The organism is Paenibacillus piri (assembly GCF_004354045.1).
GTDB lineage: Bacteria > Bacillota > Bacilli > Paenibacillales > NBRC-103111 > Paenibacillus_S > Paenibacillus_S piri.
Genome location: NZ_SMRT01000010.1, coordinates 68,424 through 88,681 on the forward strand (window position 1 = coordinate 68,424; position 20,258 = coordinate 88,681).

Genomic DNA, 20,258 nt, shown 5'->3' on the forward strand with positions numbered 1-20,258 from the left:
GACCTCGGATGAACATTATATACATGCATTCCCACGATACAGGCCGATATATTCAGCCTTACGGCTATCAAGTTCCGACGCCGAACCTGATGCGGCTGGCACGGGAAAGCATCCTGTTCCGTCATGCCTACTGCGCCGCTCCGACTTGCTCCCCCAGCCGGGCTGCTCTGCTCACCGGTATGTCCCCGCACAGTTGTGGCATGCTCGGGCTGACGCACCGCGGCTTTGTTCTGCACGACTATGACCGCCATCTGTCAGCGTACTTAAGGTCGCAAGGCTTCGAAACTGTGTTGTGTGGTGTCCAGCACGAAGCGCCACAGATCAAGATGCTCGGTTATGAACGCGTGCTTGCCGATTCGTCCGACCATTCCGGTGATTTGGCCAGAGCCGGCTTGGCCGCGCAATATATCAAATCGCGCGATACATCCAGGCCGCTGTTTCTTGCATTCGGCATGTTTCATACGCACAGACCGTTTCTTCCTGCTACGCCTGATACCGATCCGGATTTCCTGCAGCCGCCCGCACCACTTGCAGACATCGGGACAAATCGAGAGGATATGGCCGGCTATGTCACCTCCGCTTCAGTTATGGACGACTGTGTAGGCGTAATCCTGGACGCGCTAGCGGAAGCGGGGATGCAGCACAATACGCTAGTTGTTTACACGACCGACCACGGACCTGCGTTTCCGGGCATGAAGTGCACTCTGTACGATGCGGGCATTGGCGTATCGCTTATGATGCACTATCCCGAGGGACAGTTTCGCCGCGGTGCAACTGATGCGCTCGTTTCACAGCTAGACCTGTTCCCGACCGTCTGCGATCTGCTGCGTTTACCGAAACCCGATTGGCTGCAAGGAGAGTCTCTGTTGCCCCTGCTGTCCGGCGAGGCGGACAGCGTCCGGGACTGCATCTTTGCAGAAGTAAATTTCCACGCCTCCTACGAACCTATGCGGTGCATCCGGACCGACAGGTACAAATATATACGGCGATTCGACTCCTACGATGGTTATTTGCTGGCCAATATGGATGACGGACCTGCAAAAGCATTTTTGGCCGGACATGGCGCATTCGAACAGAGCCGCGAAAGTGAGCTGCTGTTCGACTTGTATGTCGACCCTCACGAACAAAACAATTTGGCCTTTACTCCGGAGCAGCGTGATCGGGTAGAACAGCTAAGCGGTCGGCTCCGACAGTGGATGGAATCGACGAGCGATCCGCTGCTGACAGGGCCTCTGGAGAAGCCGGCCGATGCCCGAATCAATAAACGAACCAGTTTATCGCCTTCGGATAGTGACTACGAATAAAAAGCAACAATCCGCAACGTGCAGCCGTACTTGTCCGCAAGGCTGCACGTCGTGGTGCAACAGCAGAGGAGAAGTAAACGGTTGAGAAGCTGAATAAAGCAATGAAAGAAACACATGACAAACGGTTGTATGAACGTTATTTAGCTGTACGATTGCACTTGGAGGGGCGCAGCTTTGCTGAAATTAGTCGTTTTCTTGGTCTTGTTCGCCAAACCATCAGCAGCTACTGGCGTTGCTATCAAGAAAAAGGGTTAGCCGTCCTTCCCATGAAGCATTCGCCTGGAAACACGCCAAGACTGAACGAAGAGCAGCACGAACAATTGGCTGAATAGCTGATCCATAAACGGCCTGCGGATGTCGGCTTTGAGGCGCGTGAAAAAAACTCCTACCATTGTATTTTTAACTTGAGAAATGTTTTGTTCAACAACTTCAAGTAACTCGTCCATTTTTATCTCCTCTTTGACAAAGAACATGCAGCCTACTCTTAGCAGGCTGCATAACCTATAGTATTCTTATCGCTTCACCTTATAAAACTCCTGATACAGCTTCATCAGCGCCCTCTTCTCAATCCGCGAGACGTACGAACGGCTGATGCCCAGCTCCTTTGCGAATTCCCGCTGCGTCCGCTCCTCGCCTCTAGCTTCGAGCCCGAACCGGCCAGCGACAACTTCTTTCTCCCGGTCATCCAATCTATCTAAATTTCTGTAAATTTTACTTTTCTCAATTTTCAATTGGATCACCTTAGTTTCGAAATCCAGAAGATGCCTGACGATACGTGGATGATTTGTTCCTTTGCGTATGATCCATTCATCGTTTTGACAAAGTGGACAGCCTTGCTTTGTGGGCTACTGGAGTAGCCTCGATATGAATTTCATTTGCGCCAACCGACAGAATCTGTTGGATTTGAAGCTCTGGTAAGTTGAGCATTTCCTTGATATACGGGTTCTGCATCTGTTTCATCCTTTTAGTTGTTGGGTAGGATTTTCAACAATACAGGATGTGCGGATGTTTTTCCATTTTTGACCTTGCTTTAGATCGTCAGGCACTAGTTTTGGTTTTGAGCCGGAAATGATATTAAACTTATTGCTCGCCTAGCAAAGTTATGTTTCTTTGTATGCAGTGCATCGTATCTATAAAACGTTCCGAAATTTACTGTTTATTTTTAGATCAGCTTAGGCGAACCTCCTCTATCCGGCAATTAGGCATCTGCACAATCAATTAGTTATTCACCTACGTATCATGAAATACGCTTTAATTTAATTTGGTGAGTATCTACTTGAAGGAGTGGAATCAAATGACATTTTTGCCATCCCCACCGCCGCCTCATCCCCCTGCTTATCCATCATTCCAATATCAGCTATAAAGCTTATCAAGTCTCATTTGTGTTTCTCATATTTTAAATATAAGGAGAAGATCAACATGATTAGTATACCGTTCCCTTCACGGTGGGGTATCCACGCTTCTGTAGGTGGTAGACCCGTCGTTTATGGCACATTCAACATCAGCTCTGTTACAGATAACAGAATAACTGGTACAGTTAATTTTCGTGGCAGGGATATTCCAATTAATGGATTTTGGGATGAAAGCACTCAACAAATAAGCCTCGAATCACCTTATGCCTCGTATTCTGGTAATTTAACTATATTTGATGATCCCTCGATTAGAATTCGACATTTTACTTTAAGTGGACGGATTAATATGAAGCCTCCCTCTTTACAAGCAGGTGAGTTTGGAACTTGGATTGCTACAACCGATACAAGTCTCACCGGATCTCCCATTATTAATAATGCCCTGCCTCCTGTTGGAGTCTTTTTAACATCAGATTTACTTTATGGAGGAGCTGGGAGGTGAACAGACGGATTTTCCTTATTTGCGTCGCATACAAATAGAGTTAACATAATCATTCATACTGGTTCAAAGAAGCCCTAAGATTTTATAATTTTAGGGCTTTTTTTATGTGCGGAATTACCCCTTTCATCTTCCAAACTCATTAAAATCGGACGTGCTGCAGGTGAAGTCAAAAAAAGTTTGCTGAAACGCAAGTACGGTTTGAATCGCAGCCGGTATCGGAGCTTTGCTGGCTCCAAAACCTGGGCCGGTCATCCCATTATTTTACCAGGTCGTGACGGTTTGGCTGTGCAGGAAATTTCAATCTTTATGTCCAATATTTACAGGTAAGTACTAAAACAGTGCTCCTTGTCTAACGTGATTTTTGAAATGCTGCCTGTGAAGTGCGAAAGTTACAGCAACCAGATTCTATAAAGGGCGAGTTACCAATAGGATGAATTATTTAGGGAGAGGACGCGATTATGGTTTATTTAATCCGAAGAGCACTCGTTGTGACGCTATCGATGTGTTTGATTTTGGCTTCATTCCATGCGGTACTCGCAGAAGTGAAGGAAGAAATTCCTGCCGATTTAAAATCTTCATGGGCTTCGAATGTACTGCAGGAGTGGTGGGCGAACGAATGGATTCGTGGCTATCCGGATGAAACATTCCGGCCGGACACGAACATTTCGCGAGCGGAATTTATTACGCTGGTGAATCGGGTGCTCGGTTTGTCGGTACATGCCGATATTTCATTTCCCGACCTTCATCCCGGCGACTGGACATACGGTCAAATCGCTATCGCCCTCCATGCCGGTTATGTGAAGGGTTATGAAGACGGCACGGTTCGCCCCAATTCCGCCGTAAGCCGGGAAGAAGTTGCTTTTATGGTAAACACTTTGTTGCAGTTGGATTTGGGCGGAAACGACGTCTCGAAGTTCAAAGATGCGGCGGGTTTTGCTGGTTGGAGCAAAGCCTCAATCGGCGCGCTTGCGGTCGAAGGCATATTGACCGGTTACCCTGACGGCATGTTTCGGCCTGAGAATAAGATTACGAGGGCGGAAGCCGTCGTTGTCTTGAACAACGCCATGCAATATGCGAAGAAAGTACGTACGAAAACCTACGATAAGACAGGGGTGTACGGAACCGCATCCGGCGTACCTTCGATCGTGGGAAGCGTTACCGCAGCCTCATCCGGCATTACGCTTCAAAATATGCTGATTCTTGGCGATTTTATCATTGACGGGGCTGACGTCGACGGGAATGTCACCCTCCAGAATGTGATCGTGCGCGGTAAAACATACGTATACAGCGGCGTAAGCCGGGTCAGTATCGTCGACTCCTCACTTGATAGCTTACAGGTCTGCATGAAAAACGGTTCCGTTCGTATCGCGGCGGAAGGCCGTACAGATATTCACCGAACCGCTTTATGTTCAAGTGCCGCTTTGGAAGAGAGGCTATCGACCGGAGGCGGTTTTCATGAGGTGAGCTTGGCGAAGGAAATGCCGAGAGGCTCCGTTGCCGAACTCATGGGTGCCTTCGAATCCGTTGCCGTGGATGCGTCCGGGGTTAAGCTGCAGCTCGAGCAAGGCACGTTTCAGACGGTGACTTACGGCAGCGATTCCGGCGGCTCCAATGGAGCGGTCGGCAAAGATGCGACGATCTCGCATCTCGTGCTGGATTCCGTTGTTTCGATATCCGGGCTAGGCACGATTGATACTGCAACGTTAAATTCGGGCGCAGCGGGTTCCAGTTTCGAACGTAAGCCGGGTAAGATCGACGGCTCACAAGCAAGCAGCATTGTCGTATTGCCCGGCGACGGAGGCGGGGGCGTTAAAGTCAAGGTGCCGAGTGATACGACACCGCCAAAATTTTGGCCGACGTACCCTAAATGGGCCGCGGAATCCGAGACTACTGTGCAAGTCCTTTCAAAGGCGGACGAACAAGGACGGCTTTATGCCATTGCGGTCCTCCCGAATGAGCCCTCGCCAACTGCGGACCAAGTGAAAGCCGGCAAAAACAGCAGCGGCGGCAATGCAATATCGTTCTCGCAAAGTCCTTTTGCGGCTAATGACGAGATCGTTCTCCAATTAATCGGCCTGACTGCCGGAACGGACTATGATCTCTATGTTGTTGCGGAGGACAGCAGCGGGAATATACAGTCGAGTCCAACGAAGGGGAGCGTCAAAACAAGCGGAGTCGCTCCTCTCAAGTTCGTGACGACCAGCTTGCCGAGCGGGAAGGTAGGCGCCGCTTACACCGCTCTGACGATCGAAACCTCGGGCGGGATCGGAACGCGGACTTACTCCCTGAAAAGCGGCTCTTTGCCGGTAGGGATGGCGTTCTCGTCGATGGGGATTTTCTCGGGCACGCCGACTACGGCGGGGACTTATTCCTTCACCCTTCGGGTATCGGATAACCAAGGGGCAAGCGCCGAGCAAGCCTTCTCGGTCGTCATCGATCCGCCCGAACCGCTTAAGTTCGTCACGACCAGCTTGCCGAGCGGGAAGGTAGGCGTCGCTTACACCGCTCTGACGATCGAAACCTCGGGCGGGATCGGAACGCGGACTTACTCCCTGAAAGGCGGCTCTTTGCCGGTAGGGATGGCGTTCTCGTCGATGGGAATTTTCTCGGGCACGCCGACTACGGCGGGGACTTACTCCTTCATCCTTCGGGTATCGGACAGCCAATCGGCAAGTGCCGAGCAAGCCTTCTCGGTCGTCATCGATCCGCCCGAACCGCTTAAGTTCGTCACGACCAGCTTGCCGAGCGGGAAGGCGGGCGTCGCTTACGCCGCTCTGACGATCGAAACCTCGGGCGGGATCGGAACGCGGACTTACTCCCTGAAAGGCGGTCTTTTGCCGGTAGGGATGGCATTCTCGTCGATGGGGATTTTCTCGGGCACGCCGACTACGGCGGGGACTTACTCCTTCATCCTTCGGGTATCGGATAACCAAGGGGCAAGCGCCGAGCAAGCCTTCTCGGTCGTCATCGATCCGCCCGAACCGCTTAAGTTCGTCACGACCAGCTTGCCGAGCGGGAAGGCGGGCGTCGCTTACGCCGCTCTGACGATCGAAACCTCGGGCGGGATCGGAACGCGGACTTACTCCCTGAAAGGCGGCTTTTTGCCGGTAGGGATGGCATTCTCGTCGATGGGGATTTTCTCGGGTACGCCGACTACGCCGGGGACTTATTCCTTCACCCTTCGGGTATCGGATAACCAAGGGGCAAGCGCCGAGCAAGCACTCTCGGTCGTCATCGATCCGCCCGAACCGCTTAAGTTCGTCACGACCAGCTTGCCGAGCGGGAAGGCAGGCGTCGCTTACACCGCTCTGACGATCGAAACCTCGGGCGGGATCGGAACGCGAACCTACTCCCTGTTAGGCGGTTCTCTGCCGGTAGGGATAGCGTTCTCGTCGACGGGGATTTTCTCGGGCACGCCGACTACGGCGGGGACTTACTCCTTCACCCTTCGGGTGTCGGACAGCCAAGGGGCAAGCACGAGTCAAAGCTTTACCTTCGTGGTCAATCCTTAAAACATGTAAACCTCATTTCCCGGAAACAGGCAAACAAAGCAGAAAAATCGAAAGCCCATGAGCATGTAAGACTCATGGGCTTTACGTTCAAAGCATCTTGCTTTTAATGATTGGGTACTACATATACGCTGCCGTCGGGCAACAGCTTCACTGTGCCGGAAGCCGACTCAATTTCCCGGATCGCCCAATGGTCTTGCGGCACATCCGGCCAACTCGGTGATTTTACGGCTGCCGCCGGCCGTTCAAACAATCGGTTCAACACCTTCACCGCTTCGGCGCGGTTCAGCCTGTTTTCCGGCTGGAAGGTGCCGTCCGGATAGCCTTCCAGAATGCCGGCCTGTGAAGCTTGTTTGATCGCTTCGGAAGCCCAATGCCCCTGCGCATCGCTGTACTCGCCGCCGCCAGTCAACGCTTGGCCAGTCACGGCTGCTGAGAGCAGTCTGGCAACGATGCTGGCCAGTTCCCCGCGGGTCACGGCATCTTCGGGACGGAACAGCCCGTTGTTATCGCCAAGCATCAGTCCCGAGCGCTGCACGCGGGCGATGGCTTCCGCCGCCCAATGTCCTGCAGCAGCATCAGGGAAGCTTGCCGCCTGCGACGAAGCCGTTTCGCTTGCGGAGCTGCGTACTCCAATGCGATCCAGAATCATCGCCAACTCCGCACGCGTGATCGCTTGCGATGGACGGAAGGTGCCGTCCGGATAGCCGGACAAATAAGGCTCCAGCACCTTCAACACATCGGCTCCATGTTTCTGAATGACTGTAAAAGTGCTGAACTTATCGATTTGTATAGCAATACCGGCCAGCTTGCCTTCCGCATCATAACGGATTTCTCCTTGCGAAAGCGCCTTGTCGCCGTCGCTGTGCTCAATATATACAGCCAGCTCCGACAAAATTTGCTTGGCGGCCGCCTCATTTTCAGGCAGCGTCAAGTTATTCAGCGGGAACATAACCTCTGTCGTGTACCCGGAGTAATTCGTTTCAATTTTGAGCGGTTGGCCGATCACGGCAACCGATTGACCTCCTGCCGCGTTTCGTACAAGCTCGGCGGCCTGAACGCGCGATGCAACCTCGCTGCGTTCGGCATTGTCGCGAATCGGAACAACCCGGAAATAAGCATCTTTACCGTCTTTACCAAGCTGCTGCAGCGAAGCTGCCGGCAACGTGATCTGCGCATCGGGCATCACGATTTGCAGCGACATGCCGCCATCTGCAAGCAAGCTCACAGAATCGGCACTCAAGCTTACAATCCGCTCATCCGCAGGCGCATCAGGCACGTCGGTCACATAAATACGAGCGACGCTGTCCTTGTTCTGAACAGCTTTTTCCAGTATGGCGCGCACTTTTTCCGCATCCAGCTGTACCGTATCGATAATTCTTCCGCCTTCCGCGACGGACCGAACGATTGAGGTTTGATCCGTCCAGCCTCCGGAGCTGCCTGAGATCGTCGTTTGACGTACGTTCCCCGTCTCCGGCTTCTTAGAACCTGGCCGCACACGCTTCACATCGACGGAGTAAGTTTGCGATGCGGTTAAATTAGCGGACTCGACTCTTACGATAACGGTATTATCCCCCACATCGAGATCGGGCATGAAGCTGCCGCCGCCTTTTATCGATACGCCGCCTACCGTCACTGCAGCTTGCGGATCATTGGCAATCGCCGTGACTGTCGTTTTACTGCTAGTCGTCGTTTGGGTGGTGCCATATTTAAGCTTGTAAGGATTGAAAGCACTATCCAGGATCGTATCCACTTGCAAGCTCGCCAACAAAGGCGGCTGTGCAGGCGACGGCTGCTTGCGCAGCAAAGAAACGGTGTACGTGAGTACGGTGCTGCCGTCCTGGGCGCTTACTTCGATCGCAAATGTTTGTTTATCCTTGGTAAATGGAATCGATAGGGCGGAACCGTTCGTCACGGCTCGGCCGTCGATGCGAATCGTTGCATCAGACTGCTCCGCGACAGGCAGAAGCGTAAAGGCTTCAGTCGCATAAGGCACAAACGCCTGATAATTCAATGTGGCCGGATCAAAAGCGGACACCAGTTCCGCTCCGTCCGCAGCCAGCCCTAACTGCTGCAGCCGCGCGTTACTGCTCGCTTCCCGCCATACGGCTACCTGATAGCTGCGCGTTTCCGTGCTGTCCGGTGAAGTAACGGCCACAGGAATTTGATTCTCGCCTACTTGCAGCTGAATCGATTGGGAAGCTTGTCCGTTCTGAACGGCTTGACCCTTAACCTTAATGCCGGATCCCGTCTTCAGGGCGCCAGGCGTCAAGGTAACGCTGTCCACCGAATTGCCTACATAAACGGTATAGCTTTGTTCCGTCCCTGTAAAGGCCGGTGCGGCGATCTCTTCGCCCGTTTGCGAAGCAGTGGCGTTATTCAGCTTCAACGTTTGCAATACAGCAACGCTGGAGAGCGATCCGTCAATTTTCAAGGTGTACAGCTTATCTGCCGCGTTGTCGGGATGAACCCGTATTTGCACGGTACGTCCGGCCGCAGGCACCTCCACATCCGCGTAGCCGCCTTCCGAAAGCGCCTGTCCGTCGACAGTCACCGCGGACGAAGCAACCATCGGAACCGCATAGACGCGAACCTTATCCGAGTTAGCCAATGCTTGATACGAGGTCGTGCCGAATACGTAAGGCGTGTTCATCTTCGCATTCCCCGTCGTCAGTGCGGCAAGGTCGCCAGGATACGCCGATGTCGTGCCCGCCCCGTCCCGCAGCACCTCGAAGCCATACTCCGTCTTGTTGCCGATCCCGTCGGATGCCGTAATCTTAAGCTGGTTCCGATCCGCCTGCGTTGCCCAATCGAGCGGAGCGTAATAGACGAAACGTCCATTGTCATCGAGGGGAACGTTTATTCCGTTAATAACAAGCTTCGCTCCGGCATCCGTTTGGCCGGTTAAATAAATCTTGCTGTCATTGGTAATCGTACCGTTCAACGCAATCGGCTTGCCCTGCGCATCATTGCCCCCGGATACGATAAGCATCGGACCGGTACGATCGACAAACAGCTTGCGATACGCCATGCTGCGATCGCCGCGTTCATTGACCGCCTCGATCAGCAGACTGTATTCCCGCTCTTTCAGCACGCTTACGTTTAGCAGATCATGAAGCGCAAACGCATAAGTCCCGCCAGCCGGTACTTGCTGGCTGCCAAGCCGTTGCCCGTTGACGGACAGAGCCAGCGTCGCGCTTTGATTCGCGGTGACCTTCAAGAAAGCCTGCTCAGCCGCCGTAAGCAGCAGCGTTTCCTCATTTCCGTCCAATGCCGTATAGGTACGCTCGCTGACCGCACGCGAGCCTGCGTCAAGCGATACCGTCAAAACGGCCGGTTGAGGAACAGGAAGCTCCGAGGTCATGCTTGCGGACCGTGGACTTAATACGATACGTCCCTGTTCTTGTCCGATAGCCGATGCGGCAAAGGTGTAGGAAGCTCCGGCCGACAAGCCGGAAACTGCCGCATACTGCCACTCTCCCGGCTGCGGGGTAAAGTCCATGATCGGTGCGGCAGCTTGACCGCTCGCGCCTCCGCCGACCCAAACCCGATACGCCGTCACAGATCCCGGTATGGAAGCAAAACGCAGCGATACTTCCCCGTTGCCTGTAGAGACCGCTTCAAGCCGCTCAGGCGCATGAAGCGTATATGGAGCGGTTACCTCAACCGTTCCTTCTGCTATCGAGTACACCGGCGCTTTGCCGGCGCTCGCGCCCGCCACGGACAAGTAATAAGTTCCGGGCATCGTTGAAGCCGGGATATCGATGGTCGCGCTGCCGGAAGCCGGCTGGCCTTCGGCAATCGCTTCTCCAATGCTTTGGTCGGCGCTGTCCGTCAGCATAATGGTCACTTCCGCATCAGGCGCGGCATTTTCCATCGACCACGTCGCTTGAATACGGTTTTCCGCGCCGGAAACAGGCGATACGGACGCCTTGATAGCAGGCAGCGGGATCAGCTTCTGGATTTGCAGGTCAATCTTTTTCGCATTTTGGATCTTCCATTTGCCTGCAGGCGCGTCCAGCAGCGAGACGTAAAGCATATCCTTTCCGTCCTGCGCAGGGCTTGGCGTGTCAATCTGCGTCTGCTGCAGCGGATCCCCGCCCGCGCTTGCGCTTGGCATCCGGTCTGCCGCCGGCTGCACGTAGGCGTTGCCGTTTGGAGCGTCAAAGTTCAAAGTATATGGCGAGCCGTCCGGGGCAGTAATCACCGTGTTAGCATCTCCCCCGCTGACCGCCAGCATATAATTTCCATTCTCCGGCAATTCGAAGTACTTGGAAAAGCGGCCTTCCATCAGCAGCGGTTTGATCGATTTGAACTTTTTGCTGGATTTGTAGGCGACAACGCTGGTAAAGCCGCTGCCCACTGCCTTCCACTGTCCGTTCAAATCGGCCTCGTTAAGCAAAATGGTCAGCTTCTGCTGCGCTTCGTCATAAATGGCATTCATGCCGGGCTGATTCGGATTAAGCTGCAAGGTATAAAGCTCGCCGCTTGGCGCATACAGCTTCGTCTGCGCGTCCGCCCCGTAAATTTCGACAATGGCCTGACCGTTGTCCGTGGGGCTCATTGGAAATACCGTAGGGTATGCTTGTGCTTGCACCCATTGTACGACATCGCCGATCGTTGTCTGTGACGGTACGATGTTCAATGCTGCCGTCGGGCTGGCACCGGCGCTGACGATCCAGGTTCCCGCCTCCACCGCATCGAGCTTCGCATACAAATTGCCGTTTGTATCGCGGTAGGCGTTCCAATCCGGCTGATTCTGAGCCGTCTGCAGGCCGTAAGGACGTCCGTCCGGCTTGTAGACAATGACCTCGCCCTGCGATGCACCGACCTTCAGTACATAAGCTCCGCGCTCCACCTTGGTAAGCGAGGTGACCGTCCGCTCAGTCGCTTGCACCCATAGCGCCGCTAATGCACCAGGCGTCAGCGATTGGCTCGCAAACAGCAGTTCATATACACGGATGCGGCTGCTGCCATTCGTCGCAAGCTTCCAGTTTCCTGAATACAGCGGCACGCGCATAAAGGTTGTATCGCTAGCAGCGTCATAGAACGTTTCCGGCTGCACGACTTCTCCGGTCTTCTGACCGGAAGCGACAGGAGCGGTCAACACGGCACCCCGCTGATCGCCCGTCAACGTAATAAGCGCGTTATAAGAACGTTCCACCGCAAATCCGGCGGTAAGCTGTCCGCTCGAAGCGTTGGTCTCCGTTGTCATCAGCGGCGTCCGATCCAGCGCAGTAAGCTGTCCGTCGACAATTCGCGCCTTGACGTCCGTTTGCACATTAGCCTCCGGTTGGAAGGACAAACTTACCGGCGTCAAATCAAATACCCTTTTCATCGTATCGGCAGAAGCGATGTTGACCAGCTTGCGCGAATCCGGCTTCATCAGGAACAGTTCCTCCGCCAAATCCAGCCATGGCTCGGCTGCGTCCATAAAGTCGGAAATGTTGTTAACGAAGTCCAGACCCTTTTCCCACCACGACTTCTTCGGCGGCTCCGCTTCCACCTCAAACAAAATCGTGTTGTTGTTAAACGTATACTTCACATTGGCGCCGATCCCGTTATGCTTGAAAGAGCCGTATATACCGGTTTCATTCACGCTCATCGCCACATTTTTGACCGTAGCCCCGCCGATGCGCGGAATGCCTTTTGGAACATATACGGTTCCTTTGATCGCCCCGTTAAATCCTTTTTTATTGAAGGAATAAGTAGCAATGGCTCCCTTCACCATATCATACAGGTTAATCTCGCCCTTCGAGGCAAAGCCGGGGGAAGAAAACCCTTGAATTCCGGCCGTTGTCGGGTTAACCACCGTCTGCATGTTCATGTTATTCACAGGCAGCCAGTAATAATACTCGATCCCGCTGGCGCTAAAGCCGTAGTTGGATATATCCATATTTATCGAATCGGTTCCGATCAGATTGAACTTGTAATTAGCCTGCGGGTGCTTAAGCTCAGGCACGATTACATCCAGTACCGAGCCTGTGACGCCGAACTTCTGGGGAACTTGCGTTTTTTCCGCCAGATTGTCCACGCTGCCGAACAAATAATTGACCTTAAGGCCTGTCGAAGCAAGCTTCGTCTTGCGGTACATACCGAAGTTTACGCCATCAAGACGTCCCTGCTTGGTCTTCATGTTCAGATCGAAGCTAAGATCGGTATCGGGCAAGCTGCCCGTGCCCTGAACGCCGATATATGGAATGCGGCTATCCACGACAAATTTGGTGTCGCTTGCGTTAAACGGCCCCATCTTGAATTTGTTGTTCATCGTATATGTGCCGGTCAGATCAAAGCGGTTATTGCGAAATTTCAGCTCTTCAATCGGTACGGAGCTTGAAATCTTTTGATTTCCTAACTGCAAGCCGACCTCAAGGTCGCCGGTCAGACGCAAGCCGTCCTTGGCAAAAACAAGCGAGCTCGCCTTGACCGGTATGCCGATATTCATATAATCGGTCGCTTCGCTGCTGTTCAAGGCGATGGAGAAGTTGTCCGACGAGATCGTGAAAGGCCCATCCTGAATCGTGTAGGACACATTCGTTCCGAGCTCCCCCCCGCCGTTCATATATAGACGGCCCTCTCCGCTAATCGTGGTCTTGCCTGTAGCCTTGTCCTTTTCCTTGTCCACGACAAGACGGCTGCCCTTGAACATGACCGAATCGTTGATCGCCACGGGTTCGGACGTATCGTTAAGCACGAATACATTCGGCTCCGACGGGTCTTCCGTAAAAGGCCCTTGCAGCACCAAGCTGTTTACTTCGTTGCTTGCGGACGTGCTCGGCACTTCCACACGGGCGAAGTTGCGCGGCTTGTAGAAGTCTAGCGCCGTCAACAACAGCCCTTCCGCATATACATAAGGGTTATAATAGGCATGCTCCAGATGTATATCATATTTGCCCGGCGGCAATTCCTCTTTCCATGTCAGCTCCAACTGACGATCGTTTAAAATATTGTAAGTCAGCGGATATTGCGTGCCGTTCTGGCCCTGCAGGAAGTAATGAATGCCCTCCAATGGCTTGCGCAGCAAATTGGTGACGCCTGTGCCGACAGCAACCAGCCGCTTCTTGTCCTTTACGTGCAGAGCCGATGCGCCGACCCGATCGTACTTGACATCCGGAGGCGTCATGTTCGGATCGTCCTTCATCGCGAAGCTCTTGATTTCGGTATAGCTGGTGCCGATCTCATTGACGGCGTAACCCCGGTATTCGTAGTCCTGCTGCCAGGTCAGACCTGTTATGGTGACGGTAAAAGAGCCTGTTCCTTGCGAGTTGTCAGGCACCTTGGTCCAGGGGCTGTCCCCTGTCTTGCGGTACTCCACTCCCCGCGAAGTGACGGTTCTTGTGCCATCGTCATAAACATTCGCGATGACACTGACGGTATCGTTCGTATGCTGCGGGTCATAATTGATCACCGGTTCCACATCGAACTTGACGCCCGGTGCCGTCGGCGGCGTATAGCCGAAGATCCAGGTTTCGTTCACATTGCCTGCGGGCATATTGCCGACTACGGAGCCGAAAGGCTTGTCCATAATACTAATCTGGCTGCGGTCTCCGCCAAATATGACGAAATTTTTGCCGTCAAACGCCATGCTCGCATAGCTGAGCGGAAAAGGCAGCTTATGCGGTACCGTTTGGACCTGATATACTTTGCCCGAGGCATCAGTATCGCTTTGATAGACCGTTTCCATGGATACTGTGCGCGGATAGGTTTCCCATGCACTGCCTGTCCAGCCGTATGCCAAGTGGTTTGCCATTAGCGGATACGTGGTCGAAGGCAATTTCAGGCCCTTCACCAATACGGCATTAAACATGTGGACATAGTCCCTTTCCCCGCTAAAGAATACAACGCGGCGTCCGTCATAAGCCATAGCCTGGCCCCAACGGCCGTAAGATTCCGGGCCATTGACCAGGCTCCATGTCCCGGCAGCGCGGTCCCACTTCCACAACAGCGGCGAGCCGTCGTCGTGAGTGATCGACTTGGTCTCATGAGTACCGGTGCTCTCATAGGTCGCAGTGATCGGCCCCGTATCGCCGCCATACAGCACAGCCGTGTGGCCGTCATAGGCCATTTGGCCGCCGTAGGCAGCGTCCGGAGACTCGTCGGGATGCGCTTCCGTCCATGCCGTTCCATTCCAAAGCCACGTATCCCCGAGCGGTGTCTTGGAGCTTCCGCCGCCCGTATAACCGCCAAACAATACTAACTGCTCCCCGTCATAGGCAAGCATTGCTCCACCGCGGGCCGAAGGGGCAGGTCCGCTTACTTGCTCCCACTTTTCATTCATGCCGTCCCACAGCCACGTATCGCCAAGCACGCCTGACTGGCCTTCGCCGCCAAACAGAAGCACTTTTTTGCTGGCGGGATCATAAGCCATTACCGCGCCTTTACGCGGAGAAGGCTTGGAAGAAAGATGCTGCATTTCCTGCCAGGTTTTCTCCCTGCCATCCCAAATGAACGTGTCATTTAATAGAGCGGTATTGCCTTGGCCGCCGAACATAACCACATTGCCTGCTTTCTCATCGTGAGTCATCGCCGCGGCATGTCTGGCAGGGATAGCGAAATTAGTCTCCACTTTCTCCCATACATAATCCGTTATTTTACTGCTGATCGATTGGGATGCAATCGTTTGGGGTGCAATCGATTGTCGCGCAATGGGTTGCGCCATCGGCGTAACGACAGTATATGTATTTGACTGCACCGTGCCGGCTCCGCTTCCGTATGTTTGTTCCGTTACTGTACCCTTTGCCTGAACCGCACTCGGTCCCCCATGCAAGAGAGGCGCGCACTGCAGCAGCAGCGCAGCGATCAATAGCTTGGTCAGTCCGACCTTCCACCGTTTTCGCACTTAAGTTTCCCTCCATTTGTACTACACTTGTCGAAAAGCGTTAATAGAAAAACAATCATTTTATCCCCTGCATGCAAGCAGACGAAAATACTGCATAATTTGACACTCCCGCCCTCTCTTTTGTCTAATTTTATAGAATCCGCAGGTTTAAAATGATTATAATCGTCTGCAATAAACAGATTATAAACAAACAAGGGGAAGCCCCTTCAAAATGAAGATCCGTTAAAGCGGCTGGTGCGTACATGACGGCCCCGGCCAAAAGCTTTTTCATATCAGATCGACCCGCTCATATCGTGCTCACCCAGGCATTTTTTGCCGGGCATTTTTTGCTTGACGATTTTTTATTATGATGGTACGATCTTTATAACAACTAAACATACTTGTTTACTTGGTTTTAATTGCTAATTTAACTTTAACCTTTTGTTTTCCGCTTTATTGTTTGCCGTCGACCGGGTAACCGGAGACTTTCGATCCAGCACTTTACGGTCGGAGTCTCTTTTTTTATTTTTCAAAATGTAAAGGAGCGTCATCCCGTGTCAAAATGCAGGTGGAGTTGTTGTCGCCGCTCCGATCAATAAAGTCTCGCAGTTGATCGGCGAAATCGCTTATCGGCAGCCGCTCCGTACAGCAGCAGCCTTATAACCGTTCTCTTACGTTTGCCATGCCGATTGGATCACCAAAGGCTCCCTTATTGTCATCGACCCATGCGTCCGGACAATAGGCGGGGTCTTTTTTAATACTTTTGCATGAGACCAACCAGTCCAGGTTTTCCTGAAAGGAGCGCATTGCCATGAGCAAGCAAGCTAGACACATGCATTTAGGCGCGTTTTTATTCGGAGTCGGCCATCATGTTTCCGCATGGCGCTACCCGGATACGGAGGCAGCCGGTATTTTGGATCCTTCGTTTTACGAGCGTTTTGCCCAAACTGCGGAACGCGGCAAATTCGATATGCTGTTTTTGGCCGATTCCCTCGCCTTGCTCGGCCGTTCTCCCGCGCATACGGTTTCCGTCCGTCCGGAGCCTATAACCCTGTTATCCTATCTGGCCGGAGTGACGAGCCGGATCGGGCTCGCCGCCACCGTGTCGACAACCTACCACGAGCCGTATAACCTGGCGCGGGAATTCGCCACGCTGGATCATTTAAGCGGCGGCCGCGCCGCCTGGAACGTGGTGACATCCAGCCGGAACGAAGAAGCCGCCAACTTCAGCCAGGAGCGGCATCCCGAGCATGCGGTTCGCTATGCCCGCGCCAAGGAATTTATCAAAGCCGCCGCTGCCTTATGGGACAGCTGGGAGGATGACGCCATCATTGCGGACCGGGCTTCCGGCCAGTTCGCGCATCCGGATAAGGTGCACCGGATCGACCATCAGGGCAGCTTTTTCAAAATCCGCGGACCGCTGAACGCTCCGAGACCGCCTCAAGGCCGCCCGGTCATCATTCAGGCGGGCGCCTCCGAAGCGGGCCGGCTGTTGGCAGCGGAAACGGCCGAGGTCGTCTTCACCGCATGGCAGACGATTGAGGAAGCCCAGTTGTTTTACGGCAATGTCAAGTCGCTGCTGGCTCGGTTCGGCCGAACTCCAGACCAATTAAAAATCATGCCGGGCATCTTTCCCGTCATCGGCACATCGGAGGCCGAAGCCCGGGAGAAGGAACAGGCGCTGCAGCAGCTCGTGCTGCCGGAGGTCGGTCTGTCGATGCTGTCGGGATCACTGAATGTCGATCTCAGCGGCTATCCGCTCGACGGCCCGCTGCCCGAGCTGCCCGAGCTGGAAGCCGTAAACGGCGGCAAAAGCCGGTTTCAGCTTGTAGCGGACATGGCCAGGCGGGACGGACTGACCATCCGGCAGTTGATCTACCGCGTGACGGGGGCGCGTGGACACCGCACGATCCACGGCACCCCCGTGCAAATCGCCGATCAGCTGGAAGCCTGGTTCACGCAGGCAGCCTGCGACGGCTTTAATATTATGCCGCCTTATTTGCCGGGAGGCTTGGATGAATTCGTCGATCAGGTCATCCCGGAGCTGCAAAACCGCGGACTGTTCCGTACGGAATACAACGGCACTACGCTTCGCGAACACCTTGGGCTGCATCGACCGACCAGCCGGTTCAGCCGAACGTCCGAAGCTTCCTCCGCCTCCCTGTGAGAGCATGTTTCTTTTGCTGTACTTTGCCAATAAACCAATGAGGAGCGCGATCGAACGATGGCACATACACAACGGCAGCTCCACCTCGGAGCTTTTGTTTACGGCGTAGGCCACCATATTGCCGCCTGGCGGTACCCGGAGACGAACACGCAGGGATTGTTTACCTTCGACTTTTACAAACGGTTCGCGCAGACGGCCGAGCGCGGTAAATTCGATATGATTTTTATCGAGGATATTCCCGCCCTGCCCGAGCATCTCGAAACCTCCGTGCAATATACCGTTCCGGTTCGGGCGGAGCCGCTTACTCTGCTGTCCGGCCTTGCTTCGGTCACCTCGCGGATCGGATTGGCGGGCACCGTCTCGACCACATACAGCGAACCTTACCATGTCGCGAGGAAGTTCGCTTCCCTGGATCATTTAAGCCGCGGCCGCGCCGCCTGGAACGCCGTCACCACCAGCATGGAAATTACAAGCCAAAATTTCGGCCAGGACCATCATCTCGATCATTCCGTTCGTTACGAGCGCGCCGAGGAATTCGTCGAGGTCGTCACCTCGCTGTGGGACAGCTGGGAAGAAGACGCGCTGCACATCGACAAAGCGTCCGGTTTGTTCGCGGATGCCGACAAGGTTCATGCCATTGACCATCGCGGCCGCTTCTTCAACGTGAAAGGCCCGCTGTCCGTGCCGCGAACGCCGCAAGGACGCCCCGTGCTCGTTCAGGCAGGCTCCTCCGATACCGGGCAAAATTTTGCCGCCAAAACCGCGGAGGTCGTTTTCACCGCCTGGCAAACCTTGGAGGAAGCGCAAGCGTTCTACGACAGCCTGAAAGGAAGGATGGAACGATACGGCCGCAGCCGCGATCAGTTAAAAATATTGCCGGGCGTGCTGCCGGTGATCGGTTCGAGGGAACGCGAAGCCAAGGAAAAGGAAGCGCAGCTGCAGGAGCTGGTGCTGCCGGAGGTCGGCTTATCCATGGTATCCAGAACGCTGCGCATCGACCTGTCGGCTTACCCGCTTGACGGGCCGGTGCCGGATCTGCCTGACGCTGCGGAAATCAACGGCGGCAAGAGCCGGTACCAGCTTCTGGTCGATATGGCCCGCCGCGAGCAGCTGACCATTCGGCAGCTGGTAGCCAGAGTAACGGGGGCCCGGGGGCATAAAACGATCTCGGGTACGCCGGAGCAAATCGCCGGTCATCTGGAGAGCTGGTTCGTTAACGGAGGCTGCGACGGCTTTAACATCATGCCGCCTTACCTGCCCGGAGGGCTGGACGAATTCGTCGAGCAGGTCATCCCGATTTTGCAAGCAAGGGGTCTGTACCGGACCGAATACAGCGGGACCACGCTCCGGGAGCATCTGGGGCTTTCCGTTCCGGACAATAAATTTCTATTGAAGGCCCGTCATCAGCACGCCTGAACAATGCCGGTCTATCATTTATATCAATCCAGGAGGGTTACATTCATGGCAACTCGAAATCGTAAATTGTTCATTTCCACGCTGCTCGGCTCCATCCTTTTATCGCTGGCTTTAAGCGGCTGCGGAACTACAGCGGCCACCAACACTTCGGCCACCGCCCAGGCGGGAGGCTCCAATGCCGGTGCGGGGAAACCGCAGGAAAAAATTGTCGTCAATATCGGGGTACAAGGAAAAACGGGCATCCTGCCCTATGCGAGAGATAAGGGAACCTTCGAGAAAGCTTTCTCGGCCGTCGGCGCCGAGGTCAAATGGAACGAATTTGCCAGCGGCCCCCCTCATTTCGAAGCATTAGCCGCAGGGCGGATCGACTTCGGCGCCGTAGGCGGAACCCCCGTCGTATCCGGTCAAGTGGGCGGCATCGATTTCAAAGCGATTGCCGTCACCGGCGACGGCAAGAAAGGAAACATGATCGTCATCCCCAAAAACAGCCCGATCAAAGAGTTAAAAGATTTGAAAGGGAAAAACATCGGGGTAGCCAAAGGCAGCAGCGCTTATAATTTCCTCTATCTGGCCATCGATAAAGCAGGGCTTAAAGGCAGTGATGTCAAGGTCATTCAGCTGCAGCCCGACGAAGCGAGACCGGCTCTCGACACCGGCGCCATCGACGCCTGGTCGATCTGGGAGCCTTACGCCACCACAGCCGTGTTTCAGACCGGAGCCAAAGTGCTAGTGAGCGGTCAGGACTTGAATATTAACGCTCCCGGCTTTCTGATCGCCCGAACCAAGTTTACGACCGATCATCCCGATTTAACCGTTCTTTTCCTTAAAACTTATGAAGAAACGCGAAAATATTACGTCGAGCATACCGAGGAAGTCACGAATGAGCTGTCCAAAGCGCAAAAGCTGGACCGGGAAATCATCAGCACCGTGCTCAAGAACACCGAGCCGCTGCTCTCTCCGATCACGCCGGAATTTGCCAAAGCCCATCAGGAGCAGGCCGACTTCCTCTTCTCCGTCGGGGCTATCAACAAGAAGCTGGATACGTCCCAAGTGCTGGAAAGCAAGTTCGTCGAGCAGGCATTGAAAGAATTGAAGGAGAAGAAGTAGCCGAATTCTGCGAATGGCGCTTGCATAAATAGTGATGGCCGTCATCTGATTTGTCATATGGCAAAACAAAATAAAACCGGTTCGCA

At 54.0% G+C, this 20,258-nt stretch carries 8 protein-coding genes and 1 pseudogene; 7 read left to right on the forward strand and 2 right to left on the reverse strand.

Annotated features, from left to right (window positions below; genetic code table 11):
* Positions 1-8: 8 nt before the first annotated feature.
* Together E1757_RS20125 and E1757_RS20130 are read left to right on the forward strand one after the other, a co-directional pair.
* Positions 9-1,304, forward strand: a complete 1,296-nt coding sequence (locus E1757_RS20125) for a sulfatase family protein (RefSeq protein WP_133231426.1) — start codon at positions 9-11, stop codon at positions 1,302-1,304.
* Positions 1,305-1,405: 101 nt separating this feature from the next.
* Positions 1,406-1,636, forward strand: a complete 231-nt coding sequence (locus E1757_RS20130; protein WP_133231428.1) for a helix-turn-helix domain-containing protein — start codon at positions 1,406-1,408, stop codon at positions 1,634-1,636.
* A gap of 180 nt (positions 1,637-1,816) precedes the next feature.
* Here E1757_RS20130 and E1757_RS20135 read toward each other — a convergent pair.
* Positions 1,817-2,041 (reverse strand): annotated as a pseudogene (locus tag E1757_RS20135) (sigma factor-like helix-turn-helix DNA-binding protein); the annotation flags it as partial.
* Positions 2,042-2,723: 682 nt separating this feature from the next.
* Between E1757_RS20135 and E1757_RS20140 the strand changes: the two are divergent.
* Complete coding sequence (locus E1757_RS20140; protein ID WP_133231430.1) at positions 2,724-3,155, forward strand: hypothetical protein; 432 nt, start codon at positions 2,724-2,726, stop codon at positions 3,153-3,155.
* 458 nt (positions 3,156-3,613) lie between these two features.
* Positions 3,614-6,667, forward strand: a complete 3,054-nt coding sequence (locus E1757_RS20145; protein ID WP_133231432.1) for a putative Ig domain-containing protein — start codon at positions 3,614-3,616, stop codon at positions 6,665-6,667.
* 103 nt (positions 6,668-6,770) lie between these two features.
* Here the strand turns inward: E1757_RS20145 and E1757_RS20150 are convergent, their stop codons facing one another.
* Positions 6,771-15,503 carry a cadherin-like beta sandwich domain-containing protein gene (locus E1757_RS20150; RefSeq protein ID WP_133231434.1) on the reverse strand — a complete coding sequence of 2,911 codons (8,733 nt, stop codon included), beginning with the start codon at positions 15,501-15,503 and terminating at the stop codon, positions 6,771-6,773.
* A 790-nt stretch (positions 15,504-16,293) separates the two neighbouring features.
* Between E1757_RS20150 and E1757_RS20155 the strand changes: the two genes are divergently transcribed.
* From E1757_RS20155 to E1757_RS20165, 3 genes are read left to right on the forward strand one after another with little or no spacing between them, the layout of a single operon-like run.
* Positions 16,294-17,649 carry an LLM class flavin-dependent oxidoreductase gene (locus E1757_RS20155; RefSeq protein ID WP_133231436.1) on the forward strand — a complete coding sequence of 452 codons (1,356 nt, stop codon included), beginning with the start codon at positions 16,294-16,296 and terminating at the stop codon, positions 17,647-17,649.
* A gap of 57 nt (positions 17,650-17,706) precedes the next feature.
* Positions 17,707-19,065 (forward strand): LLM class flavin-dependent oxidoreductase, encoded by a 1,359-nt coding sequence (locus E1757_RS20160; protein ID WP_133231438.1) that lies wholly within the window; start codon positions 17,707-17,709, stop codon positions 19,063-19,065.
* A gap of 45 nt (positions 19,066-19,110) precedes the next feature.
* The gene (locus tag E1757_RS20165; RefSeq protein WP_246079328.1) at positions 19,111-20,172 is read left to right on the forward strand and encodes an aliphatic sulfonate ABC transporter substrate-binding protein; all 1,062 of its coding nucleotides are present in this window, start codon (positions 19,111-19,113) and stop codon (positions 20,170-20,172) included.
* Positions 20,173-20,258 lie beyond the last annotated feature (86 nt).

Coding starts and splice junctions, on each gene's coding strand:
- E1757_RS20125 (WP_133231426.1), top strand. CDS start 9: ATGAACATTATATACATGCATTCCCACGATACAGGCCGATATATTCAG.
- E1757_RS20130 (WP_133231428.1), top strand. CDS start 1,406: ATGAAAGAAACACATGACAAACGGTTGTATGAACGTTATTTAGCTGTA.
- E1757_RS20140 (WP_133231430.1), top strand. CDS start 2,724: ATGATTAGTATACCGTTCCCTTCACGGTGGGGTATCCACGCTTCTGTA.
- E1757_RS20145 (WP_133231432.1), top strand. CDS start 3,614: ATGGTTTATTTAATCCGAAGAGCACTCGTTGTGACGCTATCGATGTGT.
- E1757_RS20155 (WP_133231436.1), top strand. CDS start 16,294: ATGAGCAAGCAAGCTAGACACATGCATTTAGGCGCGTTTTTATTCGGA.
- E1757_RS20160 (WP_133231438.1), top strand. CDS start 17,707: ATGGCACATACACAACGGCAGCTCCACCTCGGAGCTTTTGTTTACGGC.
- E1757_RS20165 (WP_246079328.1), top strand. CDS start 19,111: ATGGCAACTCGAAATCGTAAATTGTTCATTTCCACGCTGCTCGGCTCC.